The 18,850-nt window shown below is 40.6% G+C and carries 16 protein-coding genes and 2 pseudogenes; 2 read left to right on the forward strand and 16 right to left on the reverse strand.

Features of this window, described 5'->3' with window-relative positions:
- Positions 1–157: 157 nt before the first annotated feature.
- The 5 genes from W04_RS11510 to W04_RS11535 form a co-directional block, all read right to left on the reverse strand.
- Complete coding sequence (locus tag W04_RS11510) at positions 158–610, reverse strand: hypothetical protein (protein WP_045978455.1); 453 nt, start codon at positions 608–610, stop codon at positions 158–160.
- A 111-nt stretch (positions 611–721) separates the two neighbouring features.
- Positions 722–1,264, reverse strand: coding sequence for a hypothetical protein (locus W04_RS11515; RefSeq protein WP_045978456.1), 543 nt, complete (start codon positions 1,262–1,264; stop codon positions 722–724).
- Positions 1,265–1,806: 542 nt separating this feature from the next.
- Positions 1,807–2,364, reverse strand: coding sequence for a GNAT family N-acetyltransferase (locus tag W04_RS11525; RefSeq protein WP_045978484.1), 558 nt, complete (start codon positions 2,362–2,364; stop codon positions 1,807–1,809).
- Positions 2,365–2,485: 121 nt separating this feature from the next.
- On the reverse strand, positions 2,486–2,776 hold the full coding sequence (locus W04_RS11530) for a hypothetical protein (RefSeq protein WP_045979740.1): 291 nt from the start codon (positions 2,774–2,776) through the stop codon (positions 2,486–2,488).
- Between the two features lie 91 nt (positions 2,777–2,867).
- The gene (locus W04_RS11535; protein ID WP_045979741.1) at positions 2,868–3,245 is read right to left on the reverse strand and encodes a hypothetical protein; all 378 of its coding nucleotides are present in this window, start codon (positions 3,243–3,245) and stop codon (positions 2,868–2,870) included.
- A gap of 326 nt (positions 3,246–3,571) precedes the next feature.
- Between W04_RS11535 and W04_RS11540 the strand changes: the two genes are divergently transcribed.
- The gene (locus W04_RS11540) at positions 3,572–4,510 is read left to right on the forward strand and encodes an IS110 family transposase (protein ID WP_045979742.1); all 939 of its coding nucleotides are present in this window, start codon (positions 3,572–3,574) and stop codon (positions 4,508–4,510) included.
- Between the two features lie 34 nt (positions 4,511–4,544).
- Here W04_RS11540 and W04_RS19245 read toward each other — a convergent pair whose 3' ends face one another.
- Positions 4,545–5,150 (reverse strand): AIPR family protein, encoded by a 606-nt coding sequence (locus tag W04_RS19245; RefSeq protein WP_053910932.1) that lies wholly within the window; start codon positions 5,148–5,150, stop codon positions 4,545–4,547.
- Between the two features lie 6 nt (positions 5,151–5,156).
- Positions 5,157–6,368, reverse strand: coding sequence for an AIPR family protein (locus W04_RS19095; protein ID WP_053910933.1), 1,212 nt, complete (start codon positions 6,366–6,368; stop codon positions 5,157–5,159).
- Positions 6,369–6,636: 268 nt separating this feature from the next.
- On the opposite strand from W04_RS19095, the pseudogene W04_RS11555 reads away from it, so the two are divergent.
- Positions 6,637–7,608: pseudogene (locus W04_RS11555) on the forward strand (integron integrase).
- A gap of 278 nt (positions 7,609–7,886) precedes the next feature.
- On the opposite strand, the pseudogene W04_RS19185 reads toward W04_RS11555, so the two are convergent.
- The 9 genes and pseudogenes from W04_RS19185 to W04_RS11595 form a co-directional block, all read right to left on the reverse strand.
- Positions 7,887–8,039: pseudogene (locus W04_RS19185) on the reverse strand (endonuclease); the annotation flags it as partial.
- Positions 8,040–8,433: 394 nt separating this feature from the next.
- Positions 8,434–9,471, reverse strand: coding sequence for a DUF5677 domain-containing protein (locus tag W04_RS11560; protein WP_053910934.1), 1,038 nt, complete (start codon positions 9,469–9,471; stop codon positions 8,434–8,436).
- 88 nt (positions 9,472–9,559) lie between these two features.
- Positions 9,560–10,264, reverse strand: coding sequence for a hypothetical protein (locus W04_RS11565; protein WP_053910935.1), 705 nt, complete (start codon positions 10,262–10,264; stop codon positions 9,560–9,562).
- 935 nt (positions 10,265–11,199) lie between these two features.
- Positions 11,200–11,808, reverse strand: a complete 609-nt coding sequence (gene cas6f, locus W04_RS11570) for a type I-F CRISPR-associated endoribonuclease Cas6/Csy4 (protein WP_053910936.1) — start codon at positions 11,806–11,808, stop codon at positions 11,200–11,202.
- A complete protein-coding gene (csy3, locus tag W04_RS11575; RefSeq protein WP_231658126.1) occupies positions 11,805–12,797 on the reverse strand; it encodes a type I-F CRISPR-associated protein Csy3 in 993 nt (330 codons plus the stop codon). The genes cas6f and csy3 overlap by 4 nt, the downstream gene beginning before the upstream one ends.
- A 14-nt stretch (positions 12,798–12,811) precedes the next feature.
- Entirely contained in the window at positions 12,812–14,893 is a 2,082-nt protein-coding gene (locus tag W04_RS11580) for a type I-F CRISPR-associated protein Csy2 (RefSeq protein WP_053910938.1), read from the reverse strand.
- A 3-nt stretch (positions 14,894–14,896) separates the two neighbouring features.
- Positions 14,897–16,075: a TniQ family protein gene (locus W04_RS11585; protein WP_053910939.1), complete on the reverse strand. Its 1,179-nt coding sequence runs from the start codon at positions 16,073–16,075 to the stop codon at positions 14,897–14,899.
- 67 nt (positions 16,076–16,142) lie between these two features.
- Positions 16,143–18,398, reverse strand: coding sequence for a restriction endonuclease (locus tag W04_RS11590; protein WP_053910940.1), 2,256 nt, complete (start codon positions 18,396–18,398; stop codon positions 16,143–16,145).
- Between the two features lie 22 nt (positions 18,399–18,420).
- Positions 18,421–18,753 (reverse strand): helix-turn-helix domain-containing protein, encoded by a 333-nt coding sequence (locus W04_RS11595; protein WP_053910941.1) that lies wholly within the window; start codon positions 18,751–18,753, stop codon positions 18,421–18,423.
- Positions 18,754–18,850: the final 97 nt, after the last annotated feature.

Raw genomic sequence — 18,850 nt, forward strand, 5'->3', positions numbered from 1 at the left:
GACGTTCAAACCACCTCATTTTTGGACAGAATTGAGTTAACGTATTTATTCGGTAACGCCGTAATATGGGGCGTATAAATGCTTGGCTATAATCGCGAAGAATGAGCGCCAGCCAAGCTTTAGACGTCCCATCCATAATTACCTTGTTATACGTATTTTACTTCTCAATAATTGGTTTTGGTGGTTCCATTGGGCGTACTTCTGGAATCGCCGCTTGCAACAATTGTTTTAATTTATAGCGTTTAAAGTTTCCGCACAAAACCAGCGAAGTCACCTCTTTATTTAGAGCATTGTAGCTGGCAACTATTTCAAGGTTTTCTGTGATTTTATCATTGACTGTTACATACGCAGTATAATAGTTACCCTCATAATATTTAATATCACTATGATTTAGTTCAATTTGAAATTGTTGTGGCAAAATAGCTGTCATATCGCTCAAGAAAAATCGTCTTTCTTGAGTGGGAAAGTTAACTTCAAATGACTTCATATCTTTACTTTCACCATTTTTAATAACCTTAGCGAAAGGAAGAAATTTTTCTGTCGAAGGATCTCCACATGCAAACACTATAGTCGCAAAAAAGTATGATAAAAATAATGCTACGAGCTTCAATGAGATCTCCAATACGTATAACGCTTGCCTAACCGGCGCAAAATAGCAGGCTAATATTAGCGACGAAGGAGCGCAAGCCTGCTGTTTTGCGTCCCTTGGTTTAGGCACTTGTTATACCACGTTTATATTGGCTTTCTCTTTTTGCCAGCGAAGATATAAACTTTTGACAAATTCGTGATATTCAACGATGTCTTCTTCGCGCAAAGGAGCTGGCCTGTACTGCTCTGGTGGTGCATGAGACAAGGCGTTTCTTAAATTAGCCCACAGTAAAAGCTCATCTATTTCTTGTTGTTCAATGCTATATCCGATGCCTTTTAATGCTTCTAATTTTGCTTTGAGGCCAAAAAGCTTCTTAGTACTATTAGTTTCAACTAGTTGATGAGCAATTACTGCCTCAATAAGACCTTGGAGTCTCCAGAGTGAAAATTGCCAAAGATACTGATTATCTGTGTATCTGTAGTATGCAACATCATCAAGTATGTCGTCGGCAACATCTGGACTCTCTTCCCTTACTCGAGCTTCCTCAGCTTTGTACTGTTCAGTACGAGCGTCAATCATTTCTCGAACGATATTCATAGCATGATCAAAGTCAGGCTCGGTGACTCCATAAACCCAATAATCTTTTTCTGTTAAATTTTTCAGTTGATCACGCACAAACTTGCCCTAGTGGTATAACGCCGCAATATGGGGCGTATTAAGCTTGGCTAAAATTAGCGAAGAATGAGCGCCAGCCAAGCTTTAGACGTCCCATTCATAATTGCCTTGTTAGGGTTACTGTGACACTTGATAACCCATTGATTTAATAGTTTGGATTGTGTCATAAACCACTTTGTTTTTTGCTGATTTGTCAGCTTGAATCATGACAGTAGCAGACTTACAAGATTGTTTAACCAAGTGATACTTTGAACGAAGCAAACTCTCAGAAAATTGTGAACTGCCAATTTTAACTTGATTATCGTGTGAGATAGAAACCCAAACACTTCCCTCGGATAGAACCACTACAAGTAATGATATCAGTTGGCTTTTCACTGCAACCGAAAGCTCCAAAAATCAGTAATGATAAAAAAATGAACCTGAGTTTTTGCACTTACTTTCCTTGTAACCCTAACGCCCGCATAAAGTGCGGATAACAGTTGGCTAAAATTAGCGAAAAATGAGCGCCAGCCAACTGTTAGACGTCCATTTTGATGCGTTTGTTATATTTCACTGAACTCTGATCTTATAAGCCCAAAGCATTTAAGGTCGTGAAACTGATTTTTCCAGTAACCACTTTGACGTCGTAGACCTTCTTCTTTAAAGCCTATTTTTCTTAAAACAGATTCTGAAGCATCATTTCCAGGGACGGTATCACCTTGAATACGGTTAAGCTCACCACATGCAAGCTCTCCAGAAAATGCAGCATTGATAATTTTATGGACAGCCTCAGTTGTATAACCATTACCCCAAAAGTTAGGCATCAAGTCATAACCAAGCACTGCATTTTTCATTCTAGGGTTCCACGAATTAAAGCCGCAAGTTCCTATCAGTTGGTTGGTTTCTCTTAAGCGGATTGCCCAGCGGATACCTGAACCTTCCTCAAACCGTGATTGAAAAAACTCGATCAGCTTTAGTGCTTGTGATAACTCACTAAACGGTTCTAGATCATAATAATGAGTAACTAATGGGTCAGAAAATAACTCAAATACTGCTTTGGCATCACTATCGTTTAAAGCTGATAACTTTAAACGCGATGTTTCAAGTTCTGGGAATTGCACTAAATCCTCCGTGAAATATAACGCCATGATAAGAGGCGTATTAATATTGGCTAAAAACTGTGAGGAACGAACATCTAGCCAACCTTAAGACGTCCACTTCCTTTATCATCTTGTTATATGTCTATTTTTCAATGTTCAGGATCTGGCCTTCAGCAATCTTGATATCCATCACAAATAGTTCAAAAGGCATTCCATTGTAAATTCTTGCTTCATGAATAGTGTCATCCAAAAAGCCCATTGCTAACTCAACAGTATCTCCATCAAACGCCTCCACACCGTCTTCAAAAATAAGCCTACAACTAGTATCGACATTACCCAGATAGTGAATTCTTGGCCAAACGCTTCCGGTATACCTAAACCCGTGAGGGGGTCTTTCGATATACAAAAATGTAACTTTGGCTGAAACTTTCACTGAACTCCCATAGACATATAACGCCGCCAGCACAGGCCGGAGCACGCAGTGCGGAGGTCCAGCCCCGAAGGGGCGATTGTGCCTGGCCTTGTTAACTGTTGCTGGTACATTCTAAATTGATACCATGGTTAATTGTTTTGGCATACTGAGGATAACCGTAGTCAGTTTTGTAGGAGACCGCTACGCCACCTTCCATTACGTTTACTGTAAATGCTGGGTGCCGATATACCTGTTTTGGCACATAAGTTACGTAGGATAAAACCCAGCCTTCTTTATTCTGTTTAAGCCATGTGACTATTTCTTGGTAATTCTTGTCGTTACCCCATACTTTTTTACCGCAATATTCAAACTCGTTGGGGATAAGACGAATGGCAATTTCCTGCTGCCTGAAAATGTATAAGTACGCTCCAACCCCGATTAGAACAAGTACCGTGGTAATGACGCCAATTATCTTTAGTGCTTTCTTCATAGAGACAGTTAACGCATTGCTAAGCGGCAGAAAAATAGCTGGCTAAAATTAGCGAGGAACGAGCAAAAGCCAGCTGTTTTTTATCCGTTTAAGCACCTTGTATGGATAATAACTCCATATTTTTATTATTTTAAACCAGTTTAGGGTAATGTGAGACCCAGGCTTAAGCTGCAACTTAAGCTTTCCATGCGGCAGTTCGATTGAGCGCTGGCTCCTCAGTTGAGAGACCGATAACAAGAACGAACGCTGCATAGGACTCCAAGCACCATACTCGAATAGTCTACTGGGTCTCGAGCCCGCATTGTGCAAGCAAGAGTTAGCTTATTATGAATACTAAAACGGATCAAAATATAAACGTCGGTGTCGATACTGGTAAATCCCAACTCGACATCTATATTCGCCCGCTGGATATCTATTTTACCGTTTCAAATGACGGTAAAGGGATCCGCGAGGCCATCATCAAACTGAAGAAATTTAACCCTGTTCGTATCGTGATTGAGGCCACAGGACGACTTGAGTTCAACTTCATAGTTGCCTGCGCGAAGGCTGATTTACCCTTCGTTGTCGCCAACCCGATTCATGTAAAACGCTTTGCCGGTGCCATCGGCCAACGCGCTAAAACCGACAAGCTCGATGCCAAGTTGATTGCCCATTACGGCGAAGCCATTCAACCCAATTTGTCAGCACTCAAGCCAGAGACCATGCAGGCTATGAGTGACTTGGTGACACGGCGAAACCAACTACTGACCATGCAAACGATGGAAAAGAACCGCCTGAACATCATGCCTAAATATCTGGCGATGACCATCAAACCTATCCTGACAGCGTTTAAAAATCAGATTGAAAAAATAGAAAATAAAATTGCCGCGCTGATCACAAGCTGTCCTGACTATCAGGCAAAAAGCGACATTTTACAGAGCATGCCCGGCATAGGTAAAATCGCTGCTGCGTCCATCATAAGTAACCTGCCTGAACTCGGTTACATTAACAACAAACAGGCCGCATCTCTGGTCGGTGTTGCACCCATGAATCGGGAAAGCGGTCGCTATAAGGGCCTCAGAACCATCCAGGGCGGCAGACCCCAGGTGAGGACTGTGCTGTACATGGCAATGATGTCTGCGATGCAGTGTAATCCGGTGTTTAAAACCACATATCAGCGCCTGATTGCGAAAAAAGTGGCCATTATTGCGTGTGTCAGAAAAATGGTGGTGATCTTAAATTCGATGCTCAGAGAAGGGGCAATGTGGGAAGCGCCAAAAACTTAAAAAGAGCTATTGACGCCATAGTCTCTTGTTAGTTTCACTTAATTTCGAAATACTTCTTTAAGTCGTCTTGAATTGTACGACCTTTATAATACCCTTCATAATTTAAATCTTGTTTTAAAACGCCTGTGTCTTCATCTTTGTATGTTCTGAAATATGAAGAATTCTTAGCATTTTCTTGGGCACTGTTTTCAAATTCAATCCATCTGCCAATTACAGATTTTAAGTGTTGGTCTATTTCATTTAAAGACTCTGGACCTTTATATAACGTTTTTACACAAACAGCGGTTACGGCAAATCGCCCATAACGTATTGCTTGCCCATATGCAGAAGTACCAAAGCGATCATTTACATCTTCTCTCAATGACTTTTCAAGGTTATTAATGCTTTGATAAATATTAAATGCATAAAAATATTCTGTAACTCTTTCTGAATCATTGAGATATTTCGTAAAGTTTGACTCTTGAAAAAGAAACTTTCCACTAGACCTCCTAGCTACAGCTGGATGCATGTCACAGCAAATGGCTAATCTTAATAATAGCTCTCTATCAATGATTTGATTTCGTGAGATATATTTATCTTTAATACCATCAGCAAATTCACCTTTTTTACGTTCATAATAATAACCAAACTTATGAAACAATAGTTCCTACAAATCAATCTGAATTTTATCATTTGAACGCCGATCAGCATCAGACACTTCATTTTGTCTATTTGTGGCTTTAGAGATACTTTCAATTAACGAACGTTTTTTCGTTTCGCTATTTGCCGAGTGCTCGCCAAATGTAATAATTTTAAGTAATACTTCTTTGTTCTCAAAAATATCTCCATTTTCAGCCCCTTTTTGAATTTCTTCATATATACGGCTTAACGTAAAAGCCGTTTGCCCACCATTTATTATTTGAGGGTTAGAGATCACTATTTGGGCTTTATCTTTTTGACCTATTCTTTCATTAACAGACGTTTCATCAGAAAGCATCGTTATCCCATTATTAAAAAGGGCAAATTCATTGGTACTTTTTTGAGTTATAGTATTGTGAATTTCTTTATTCACAGACTTAGCTTTCATTTCAAGAAAGCAACGAGGATTATATTTTAAGATTGAGTTCTTGTATGTGTATAAAACCCTACCAATTTCCTCTGTTGGAACAAACACAACGGTAATATCACAATCTTTAAATTCAGTTTCAACGTTATAACTGATTCTTGCGCTGGAAGAGTTTTTATTTGTTAAGTTTAGTGATATCGATAACAGATTATTATTATAATAAGTTCCCGTGATTACAGGAAATAATAAGTCTTTGTAAACTTTCTCGTTATCAAAAATATAAGCTGGAAATCCATTAGTTAGTCTTCTGATTTGACTGGGCTTGAGGGATTTCAAATTTGCAAGAATTATAACTTTATAATTATACCTCCCAATATCATCTACTTGAGATAGCTCTCTAAGAAGTTGCTTTATTTTTCCATTATATTCATTGCCATCCTCGTCATGTGTTTCGCCATCGACGATTCTATCTATATCCATTTTTAGCAATTCATCAGGAGAGATTTCTTTACTTTCGAAATTATCTTTATTGGTTCTAAATTTTGATTGAATGAAATAAATGTTTTTAGATTCAGTATCAATATAGTACGCATCAATTCCAGCATCATAGCCTTTATCTGTAATTAATTTCTCCCTTGATTTGAAATCTAAAATACCAAAGGTAACTTTTAAATAAAGGTGTATTAATGCTCTTCCACGAGCTTGGTTTATTTTTTCCAAATCGTCTTGATTAGGTCTATAACTTTTGAATTCCTTTGGAGATTCAAACCTAACCTGATCTAAGATATTTACTAAATTCTCATACTTTGTCATACACCTTCCTCTAGATATGACGACCAAACTTGATGTGAAACTAACAATTTAATATCGAGCGATTGGGTCGTTTTTCTACCGCAACCTGTCTCGTTTTAGTCCTTAGACCATTGATAGCAAATTTAGGAAGTACTTACCAGCATTGAAGTTACGTTACATTGCTCTAAACGTGGATAAGAAAAAAACGACCCAATGGGTCGTTTTCTTGACTATAGGAGAAACACAACAACACTGTACATATGTACAGCCATTTATTGGAGCTAGCTCAATGAGAACTCGTTCACCATTTTTAAACCACATCGCCGAGTTAATGTTGACCAAGCAATATTCACTCAGAACCGTTGATACATATATTAAGTGGATTTCTTCCTATATTCATTATCATGATAAACGTCACCCAGCTTCAATGGGCAATAACGAGGTTGTCGAATATCTCGACTACCTTGTACTTAAACGGAATGTGTCGCCTAAAACACAAGCGACAGCGTTAAATGCGTTATCTTTTTTGTATAAGCAAATAATTAAACAGGAATTGTGTCCGAATCTAACGTTTGTTAGAAGCAAGCGCCAATCTAAGTTACCAATTGTTATGACCCCCTAGGAGGTTCAACTCCTCATGTCGTTTTTAAGTAAACGATATTATTTAATTTCAGGTTTAATGTATGGTAGCGGCTTACGTGTAATGGAAGCTGTTCAACTACGAGTTCAGGATATTGACTTTGACTACAAGTGCATTCGGATCTGGAATGGTAAAGGGAATAAACATCGGGTGGTTACACTCGCCACAGAACTTATACCTTTGCTAAGAAATCAAATAGCTCAGGCTGATGAATACTTAAAATTAGATTCCCAGAATGAACAATACGCTGGTGTATGGATGCCAAAGGCACTAGCAAGAAAATATCCTAGCGCCAATAAGTCAATTGCTTGGCAGTATCTATTTCCCTCAAATAAGTTAAGTGCTGATCCTGAAACTGGCGAGATTCGCCGACATCATTTTCATCAAACAGGTGTACGTAAAGCGGTTAAAGAGGCCGCCAAAAAAGCACAAATAATAAAACCTATAACGCCCCACACTTTTAGACATTCATTTGCTACTCATTTACTACAAAGTGGTGCAGATATTAGAACCGTGCAAGCTCAACTGGGTCATTCCGATGTGAAGACAACGCAAATATATACGCATGTTTTACAGCAAGGCGCAAACGGTGTTGTTAGTCCTTTGAGCAAAATTTTCTAGCTTGTTTTGGGGCAGGTAACGGCTGTTAGTGATAACATTGCCAATCTAAATATTCGAACACTATTTATAGGAAAGCTCCTAACCTAACTCAATACAGGTAGATATACCTCAGATTACCTTTTGAACAAAAGAAAATCCCCTTTATTTTCAGGTGTTTATAATGTCTAGCCCTGCCTTTTCGGCAGTTAAAAATAACATGTTGTGATTGATTACTTCCTGGCCTAATTTCAGCTGCCTACTCGGCAGTTCACATAGTCGTATTTAAAGCCTAGAGGCTAAGCCTCGAACGCAACAATCGCTGGGGAAAATTCGAAGTGGAAACAAGCATCGAACTCTAATGCCGACTCTAAGAGACAGGTAGCCTTGTTCTTTTGACTGGCGAACTTAAAAAGGTTTTTTACTCTGGAGTGTTTGAGTTTACGTCGGTACATAGCCGTTTCTTTTTTTAGCGCACTGACTAAAAATTGGCTATGACAACTTATTGTTCAAATTTATGTCAACTTATACTTCAAACAACAAGAGTGTCGTTTGAAGTATAAGTTGACATAAGACGAGCCCTAGCTCCGGGCTCTATTTGGATATTATGGAAGTATAAGTTGACATAAGTTTGAAGTAAAAGCTGGCATAAAGTCCCTTGCTTTCCTGATATTGACCCTCACGCGTCCCTTTTGTACATTTTCAGTCGTTCGGCTAGTGCATCATACAACCAATTAAATAATCAGACGTTCACACCAGCTCATTTTTGGACAGAAATAAGTTAGAGTATTTATTCGGTAGCGCCTTACTAATCGGCGCAACGTAGCTGGCTCCGCCTGCATTGGCTTGTTATATGCTCTTTTTGTCACACTCTAGAAAGGCATCCCCAATTTCATCTACCAAAGACAATACAATCTTCGTACAAACCATATCGTCTATATTCGGAGCCAGTGATAGCAAGGTGCATGTAAGTTGAGAAAGCGTTATCGCAGTTGAGTGAGCCGGTTCTGCCATCCCTGAATTACTCGGACCTACTTGAAGGATATCTTCTTTACATTCCACAGTACCGAGTGAATTTTTAATAGTTTTAACATTTGCATGTATCGTTTGACTAGACCATTTATAATATGGCCTCCAATGGTCTAGGCCTACTACTTCTTCTAGCGTTGAAAAGTTGGGCCTATTACTGTTTACAAACGATGCGGCCCAACCATATGGATTTTTGAACTCGTTGCCATATTTTTTAACAACCCGATCATAATCTTTCTTAAAATCATTAATTTCTTTATCGGAAAAACCTTTTGCATTAATCCTAGGCTCATATTTATTGAGCTGACATGCACCTTTATAGGCCTCAACAAACTCATGTTCTAGATATCTCATCGTAGCCTCAGTGCCAAACTTTGACAGGAACATGGCCGTTACATTTAATTCGTGCAATGCTCTCCACCTAGCATGAGCTCCATCTGCGAACCCATTAGCAAAGAGCGTCATTATTTCTTTCGAAATAAGGCAGCCTTTCGCATGCAATCTCACTATAGTATCGAATGTAATATTCTTTTCTTTAACTGCCTCAGGCCGGTATCTGGAATTAAATTCGCTTCCTGCCTCAGTTGATACCTCGATTAACAGCTCTAAAAGATTAAATCCTTCCATCCAGCGATCAATATTTCTTTCAACAAAACCCGAATGAATTGCTCTTCGTTCGGCTAAACCAGCCTTAGCTGTCGACTTTATTGACTCAAGGATATCGTGAGGTAGATGGTTAAGCATTTCTGTAATTTTTTCGGGGAGAGCCTCCGCAATTCTTTCAAGCTCCTCTTCACTTTCGGCTGATTCAATCAGCTCTTTTACAACATCGTCGAATGAGTTTTGCAGGATATCCATACTCTCCTCCTCGCATAACGCCGCCAGCTGGGGCAGACAAAACGCGCAGCGGTTTGGCTGTCCCTCTGGCTGGCTTTGTTATGACAAGCTACTCCAAAAAGTAATCTAAAGTTCTTATACATTTGGCAAGGTTACAGCCGAAAATTTCGTTGGTTTTATCACAGCCACCACTCAAAAGACTTACAACCTTACCATCTTCTCCAATAATTGGGGCACCACTACAGCCTTGAAACATTTCATGCCCTGGATGATCTTCAGGTAATTTAAAATACAATACGTTATTTTCCACTCTATCAAACCTCAGTCCACGGTAGATATTCTGAGTGGTTTCAAAAGCATTTAGACTAGGAAATAGTGTTGGCTTGATATCACCAGAGAACCCATAGAGTGTATTTTTATTTGGCTCTCCAATATCACTCACCGTAAAAATAGGCCTTTCTTTAAGCTCAAGAGTCTCACCCTTCCAGTTTCTATTGTGATAAAAGCTTTTGAAATCTGGACGAACAGGATGGAAAGAGAATTCTACATCTTTTATCGTTTTTCCATCTTCTGAAAAGCCAGCCAAATAACTAAATTCATTTAAAAATAAAACTTCTATTTTTTGAGTTTCATCATCAAACTTTATCTGCGCACTCCATTTTGATGATTTTTGTGCAACATGGAATACAGTCAATAAAAAACGTCCACCTTTGAAATCAAGTAGACAGCCGGAACCAAAACCACAAGGCACGCCCTGATCATCAAGTTTTCGCAGTTGAACACTCGAGTATTTTATTAGTTCTATCCACTTCATCGTTTTAAGTCATAAAAATTTAATATCGAGCGATTGGGTCGTCTTTCTGCCGCAATCTGTCTCGTTTTTGTCCTTAGGTCATTGATAGCAAATTTAGGAAGTACTTACCAGCATTGAAGTTACGCTGCATTGCTTAAAATGTAGACACGACAAAAACGAGCGATTGGGTTGTTTTCCTGACTATGGAAGAAACGCAATGATTATGGATATATAAACAGTAATCTAGGTGGAAGGATGAACGTCAGCTTTTCGCTAAATGCCACCCTTAGAGCATTTACGTTAACTTATTGTGGGGCAATAAATGAGTTGGCAAGATGTCCTATATATTGAATTGAGGCAATTAGACTCACTGCGACCTTCTTTTGAACGCCCATTCTTGCTCCTTATCACGAGCATACAACAGACTAAAGTTAGATCACTTACTTTTTACTCGCTTTGCCAGAATGTACATGCCGACAACAAAGGTGACTACTGTTAGTGATAACATTGCCAATCCAAATATTTGGACGTCATTCATAACAAAGCTCCCAGACAAATTGCTTACTATTAGATAATTTTCAGATTATCACTGTATTTAAAGAAATACACCCCAGCGTTTGCTGGGGTGTTTCAAAGTGAGCCCTGCCTTTTCGGCAGTTAAAAGTAACATGATGTGATTGATTACTTCTTGGCCTAATTTCAGCTGCCTACTCGGCAGTTCACTTTACAGCGCCGTTTACGGTGGAAATGCTATTATTTCCAGCTGCCTACTCGGCAGTTCACTTCTATTTCCACTTCACAAACTGTGAAAGTGTATTTTCAGCTGCCTACTCGGCAATTCACAATAAAGGTTAGTCAATATATTCATTACATACAAAGGGTTAAGCTTAAAAACTCAATTTCATCTTCTTATCAGCGCTGTTCTTAATGCATTGATTTAAAATGACTAATTTCGATTAACTAATTAAAAGGCCAGAAAGGCTCGGTACTGTACCGAGGTAATGCTCGTTAGTAGCAAAGCCGTATTTATTGAACTGGCAGGACAAGACTGTAGGTTTTTCAGAAAGCTGAACATGGAGCACAAACTCATTTTTATTGCTATTGCTCGTAACCGGTATCGAATGAAAGTGCTCTATTTCTTTGGGCACAAATTCATAACTGGGATTGTATTCTTCCCCCCGGGCTTCGGCCCTTCGCTTTGCCCTTGCCAATCTTCTTCGCCTCTCACCAGCAAAAGCTTTGGAGATGGACTGGTTGCGCACAAACTGAACTTCATCGTCAAACCCAGGAACAGCTCTTATCTCAGACAACTTGAAGAGATCATCATGGCTCATCATCTGAAAGTAATTTTGCTGTCGCAGCGCTTGCAAATGGCTCTGGCTCTCGGAAACAAAAGCGATTTGATTACCTACAGTCTCATCATTCCAATTTGGAAAGCTCACGCCAATACTATCGAGCTCGAACCTACTTAAATAGCCATGCAGTATGCCGATACACCTGCCCGCGAGCAGTGAGTAATCGCAATTAATTGGAAGGTAAGTTACCGTGAAATAGCTGCGTTTCATCCCTTAGTCCTTTGAAATAAACCGCCCTTTAAAAGGACCGATGCTAAATAATGAATACACTTAGACTCTTCATCACAAGCTAAGCCATTACGCTCCATATACCTGATATAAATAGCGACCTTGGGAAGCAGAGAATAAAAATCCAAACCATTTTTAGGCGTTCTATGTGCGATTAACACTTGCTTGTCAGCACCGTACTCATGAATACGTAAACGCTTGAAATCTTCCGTGTACCAATCATCTATCGTTTGAATCGCAGCGCCAACTTTTTGCGCATTCAAGCTTGCCGCTTGTTTACCATTAATCTGGGTATAGGCAAGTTGCTTGGATGACATTCCTTGTTCAACATTATCTACAAACTTCTGACTAGGGTGGATCTCTTGGCAAAAGGCCGTTTTAATTTTGCCGGTCACATCCAAATAGCAATAGGCCCGAGGATTAGCCAAGCCACTTTCAATAACGTCGGTCAAGGTTGCTAATGCAGCCTCATCGTTACCCCAAACGCCATTCCATTTTAACCTTTGAGCACCCTCAATCACGATTGGTTCTGGGTGTTCCGTCAGCACTTCAATATCAAATCCTGGCGATTGTTTATTTCGCCATAGCCAATTTCCCATCAGTATGTTTTTCGCATAACGTGAGGCTAATTCTTTAAAACCGCCATGCTCCTTGTAGGTCTCGACGTAGCGCTTCAGCCAATAGCTCACTTTAGGGTCATCGCAAACATATGGTTCAACACTATTCGCCTCTACCCGCAGAGAAAAACGGCAAAAAACCTCAGTTACAGTCGGTGGCACATAGCAAACGTCTAAAGTCTGAGGATTTCCGAACGCTAGATCTTGAGGGGCAAGGCTTTTTGGTTCCCCGGGCTTTTGATATGCATCGGCAAAACCAGATTTCTGCCCGACTAGTTTATTCTGCTCTATCTGCAATGGCTCGAAGTCGGATTCGGGGGTTTTATAAAAGAATACGGCCTTGCCTGGAGACAAGGAGCGCGTATAACTTAGATGTCGCGGGAGTCGCATTGAGTGTACTCAAACTTGGCTTTTTTCATAAGCATAGACGTTTTCTCGACTCCTATTACCCAGAAGGCATTATGAAAGAATGCCTTTGCTCCTCCCATGCGTGTAGTAATTGGGTTAAAGCATTCTAATAAACCAATTGCGGGCTCAACATAACAATGCTTAGATCCTAACGCCCCTTTCCTCTGGGTCGGCTGTTCCAGTGACGCAAACCCTAACCCAGCGGGCCGTTGATTTGGATCTGCGTCTAGTAATTCCACCATGTCTTCGAACGTTCTCACCTGGTGTTTTGAAGGATAAAGCCAACAACCTCTCGACGGCAGCAAACTCAGTTCTCCAAAAAGCTGAGTTGGACTGGTGAATGCCTGGCACCACTCGACGGTTTCATACAGCGATGGCGGGTGCATGGTGCCGCCAGCAAAAGAGGTAGGGAAAGCTGCCTTAAACATATTGTCGGTTAATTGAGTCCGAGTGCTCTCGTGAGGCACAAAAAACCGAAATACCAAATCAATCGTCATATCACATTTGGGTCTATCAATAATGCCTGGTCTTTTTGCCGAGGTAATTCCTTGGTTAGTTTTAAGCTGATTCTGCTCAGGCAACGGCTTGCCGGTATGTAACTGGTAGCTGTGTAAGAATACAGCCGAACCAATGCATTCGATAGAGGGACTAACAATAGACTGAAGCTTGCGCTGGAATTTATGTGCAACTCCCGCCAATGCGGTTAACGACGGAATGCCCTGCAAATAAGGATTTGGCATTCCCTCAGCATCAAATATTCGGAGCCCTTTACAGTGAACGTACAAAATTTGAGGATCAACTAAGGTCTCGTCTACCGTTTCCTCGTGCATTAGCACATATTGCAGCTGGCGTTTCAATACCGACATTAAGTCAGGGTGGTATGCAAATTTCTTCAATGAGTGATGGGAAGACAACTGCTCATTCAACAAGCCACTTAACTCGCAAACTACACCATTGAGATTCGGTTTCAAATTTTCTATGAGCGACTTCATAGGCTCTGGCACAAGATTGTGGTTACCATTATTTTGAAACTCTATAATTTTGTCTAACCAGTGCATCAAAGTTCTTCGTAATTGACGTATCGCAGCAATACGGGCTAATCGTTTCTGCCTCAAGGTGTTATAAACTGATTTACCAGTCAAAATAATAAGTGACGTTTTAAAGCTTTTGCTTGTTAGTACCTTATGCTTGAACAGTCTTTCGTTCGGGTCGTTTTCAATATATTCTCCTAAGCTGCCTTTTAGCGAAGTTGCAGGAAAATACCTGAGCACGCGTACATTACCACCTAAGGAACTAGGTAAATCACCGACATTTGCAGGCCGTGTATGTTCAACCGTTCCCCAATTCACCGCTTTATCCCGAGCCAGTTGCTGAACCCTGGCCAGCATTGCATGGCTCACCACAGGAGAAACACTCAGGTAGTCTTTTCCATAGGGCATCATCAATTGAGGGGTGAACTCGCTGACCTCGCCCGGTAAGTCAGTGGCAGGTAATAACTCTCGGATATGCGTAGCTATTGCCATTACGGACTTTTTGGTTAAACCCAAGTTTCTCATCGCTTCTACCCAAGCGGGATGTTCGTCAACCAAAACACCCGCTAGATTATTTACTTCGCCCTGCCACTTAAATGAGGTCAAAAACAGTTTTGCATGATTGATCTCGGCACTGTTGTGAGACCAGCCCAGCAATTTAGGTAAAGAAGCGCTGGTGATAGCTGGAATATCCTTATCGATTACTTGTGCAATCAAGCGTTGGTGACTGACTCGAATATCGGGATATTTCAGGTTATGGGTGTGAAACCATTTCACCTCACTGATACACTTCGCCATTAGCTCTGTATCTTTAAGCACATCTTTCGCCGCTTTGATGCTTGTCAGATCAATTTGTTCATTGCGCTTGTAAACCAAGTTGATTAGCACGGTAGCCACCTGATGCTCATATCCGTCGACCACAACGGATGGAGCATAGGGAGCAAAAAGTTTTCGGAGTGCATCAGATTTTTCACGCACAGATTTGATCGCCAATGCTTCAGCTAAGTCCATAATTCACCAAGGCGTGATAAGTTGATTTTTGAAGTCACCGACATAGCGTCCTTGCGATTGCGCCAATTCAACTACCTGACGCAAGTAGAAAACACACCTGTCTGGCTGCAAACGTTCGTTCTTGTTCAACCTCTCGCAACAGGTCAATTGCCCCTCTTGGTATAGCCTAAACACCTGCTCCAAAGTCGTACCAAGCAACGTTGCGAAATCCAAGCTATTTAACAGCAGGTCTGCAATGTTGGGATGCTTTTGCTTTGGATTCTTTTCTACCAAGTCACTGAAATAACTCAGCAGTGAATCAACGACAAAATTAGATCTTAAAACATTAGGCGCGGCTACTTTGCCGACTTTGATCACATCGCCAAAAACACTATCAAATTTTGTGTGATTAAAAGGCCTCAGCTGTTTTTCTCGTGCCCTAAATACTTTTTCATCTAACTCTGCGAAAAAGTTATCAGGCCAATGTTTAAAATAAGAAATGAAAGCTTCATTGAAGCTGGCATGCTCTTGGTCATGACCGTACTGATAAGCAAACCATGCCAACTTACCCACCCAATGGTGCGCATCCGCACCGCTAAGCCCTTCACTAACCGCTATGTCCGCTTCACTTGCAGGAGCCATGGTCTTTAGCTTTGCACCACAACTGCACTGTGAGAACTGCTCAGACGCTCTGTAATCGATTAGTTCGCCACACTCAGCACAATGAGACTGTAATTGCACTTTGTGCTTGTGACAGGCCTTGTAGGGCTTTAAGTGCCAATAATAGGGAAAGTAGCTCTCTTCCTTTAAACACTCTGAGCAAATTGGAACATAGTTTTCTCTTAGAAGCATTCTGGGTATAAGAAGTTGGTCGCGAATAAGGGCGGTCAAATGCCCAAACTGAGTATTGCTTCGCAGCCAGGACAAGCGAATAAGTTCAAGCGGCGCCAGAGCAGCCCACTGCGCAACGAGCTTGAACGCCCTGACGCGAAAACGGCTTGATTGGCTGGCGTGGTATAGGTTGGCAGTCTTCAGATCTAGCGGAAATGCCCCTTCCAACTCATGGTCACACTCAACCAAGCTCTGCCAAATAATATCGGCCAGCTCATGGTAGTCGGCATAAGCGTTGTCTCGCGTTAAACGTAATAAGTAGCTTTCTAGGGTTTCATCCTTGAAAGGCTTAGTTTGAACTATGAAATGCATTCTAAACCTAAACTAAGTTAATCTTAGTTTAGGTTTAGTCGAATCTTCTTGGTTTTTCTAATTTTATTTACTTTTTCAAAAGACTACTAAACAGACTCTTCATCTGCTTGTCATTAAAATCGTCATCAGCATTTCTTTTTGGGAAGTGTACTTCTGATTTTTCTGTATATGAAGATTCCACCTCATACAATTTATTTTCTACTTCCTGTATAGCCCTATTAGGGCATCTATCGGTAATTTTCCCTAGCTCCTCTAAAAATTCTATATGCTCTTGCAAATCACTTTCTGTTTCCAGGTTGTATAGATTAAGATTGGTGTATACGAGTTCGTTGTCTACGCTTCGTTCAATGGCAGAAACTATACTTATAGGAACCTCTACCCCTTGGTATTCATTTACCGTTTCTATGAAACTGATCAGCTCTTCTATGTGACAACCTTTTTCAATTAACTCAACAAGTTTCAATTCGAGGCTTCGATGAAGTTCCGCTAAACAGTGACCATTTTCTCCCCAACCTTTAAGATTGATATATGTCTGAAACAGTGTTGAAGCATCCAACCAGAAGCTAAACTCGAGATTTGGTGATGCCATTACTTGAAGTGCTACTTCAAGGAACTGCTCATTTCGAGAATCACTCCACATATCCAAAAGCGTAACAATTCTGTCTGACGCACATAGATCAGCAGAGCGAATGAATGTACCAGTGGATGTTTTATCTTCTCTAGAAGTCGGGGAGATTACAAACAGCGGAAGCAGCTTTATACACTCAGAAAACCAAGTACTGAATTTTGATGGCTGTTCCGATAGAAGTGGCCTTACATGAGCCCATAATTTATTTAGCCACCTAACGCTTTGCGCTGTATCGGGCAAGAGTAAGAGCAACTCTAGATTGTTAAGGTGAGATTTTAAAAAGTCGCCCAGTGAAGGATTTATAAAGCTAACCTGATCTCCAGAAATTGAAATGAAACCTGATTCTAGCGTTTTGAGAGCTTCCTCAAAGTCTGCCGGAGAAGTAGAGCGCAAGTAATGAGCTGATACTTTCCGGTGTAGCAAGCCGAAAATATCACGCAAAGCATCAAGCTTGATTCCAAATTCGTTTGAAAAAAATAAAGCCATTAACAAATTTTTTTGTTTGAGTGCCAAATTTGAATACGGTTTTTTCCAAATCAAACTGGGGTCATCAAGAGCTGCCAAAATAAAGCTAGGGAATTCGACCGCATCTTCTCCAAATAACGCTTCATTACACACATGAGATATTATTCTTGGATTGTAGTTACGGTGATCGACGATCTGTCCTAGTATGTCTTTTTTCAGCAATTCAAATATATATTCTTCCCCTATATTAGAAACATAAAGATGATTATAAAGTATCTGTGCTTTTATTTTACGACTGTAACAACCCACATCTAGTAGATACCTAGCTAGCTGGAATCGCTTGCTATCGAGGTGATCAGAAATTTGCTTAGCCTCTTCGAAGATATGTGCCCTAGTTGTGAGGATAAACCGCAGGTTTTTACTCTTTCTTACTTGATTGACAAATGTACTAAGAGGAGTTTCATTTTTCAGTAGAGCGCCTTTATCTAACTCGATTCGTCCCAAAAAATCATCGAAGAAGTACACCGTTTTACTGCGTTCATCAAGCTTTTTGAACCCATCCTCTAGAGACGTCATTGAACAAAGCTGCCATCCTTCATTTAGATAGCTGTAAGCGAGCATTCTCGCTAGCGTCGTTTTACCAACTCCCGGAGAACCGGAGAGAACAACTACCTTTTCATCTTCAAGCTTTTTAGCTGCTTCATCATAGCTAGGGTTATGTACGTAGACCCTTACTGCGTCCAATATTTCATCTTCAGTTGCTCTGGAATAATTTTCTAAGCCTGAATGCAGTATCCTTTCTAATATTGCTGTGCTGCTGAGCCAAAGTTTAATGTGGGACTTTTCTATTTCCGGGTAATATCTCAGGGCTCCTTCGATATCCGTTTTGCCAAATATGTCGTCGGTCGAGTCAACAAACTCAGAAAAAATAGTTCTGAGCTCCTCCTGCTGCATAGGCGTTAACGATAATGAAGTAAAAAATAAATATCGACTTGGAGAAATCGACTTAAGTTTTTCAACTTCCTTTTTAGCTGATGCGCGTAATTGCGAAAAGTTTGAGCCAGCATAATGTTTACACTGAATGATTATGTTATCAGGCCCTTTGGAGTATCGGCCATCAATCCCCCCGTCTGGCCCTGGCCCAAATCCTGAAAACCGAATTCCTAGCTTATATGAAGCTATATCTATACAAAGATCTTCAAACTCAACTGGGGATAAATTACTTAGCATTAAAAACCCCTTCTTGGTGTTATTAGCGGCGGTCGCCTGATTTTGCCTCCGTAAGATCTGCATTTTTCAGTTCTTCGAGAAGCTCTTCCTGTGAACTCAAAGGCAGTTTACTGATGGCGCAAAGCAGCTCTGCTAAAGTTTCTTCCTCGCAGTAAAAATAAGCAACCGGAACATTCAACTTTTCGGCAATTCGCTTCATGGTTAAAAAGTCGGGGGCATGTTTGCCCTTTTCGTACTGGTTCATTCTTGCGCTTGCTGTATTTGGCTCCATTCCCAAAGCGAGCCCCAGTTGCTGTTGAGTAAACCCAGAGGCTTTGCGGGCTGCTTTCAGGCGAGCGGGTGTTGGCGTATCCATTTGAACCTTAGCTACTAATTTCAGTAGCTAAGATTCTCTTAGTGTATCAGACAGAAGTGTACTAAGGATATTTTAGTTTCAAACGCTGGTATAACTC

This window comes from Pseudoalteromonas sp. SW0106-04 (genome assembly GCF_001293805.1).
Classification (GTDB): Bacteria; Pseudomonadota; Gammaproteobacteria; order Enterobacterales; family Alteromonadaceae; genus Pseudoalteromonas; species Pseudoalteromonas ruthenica.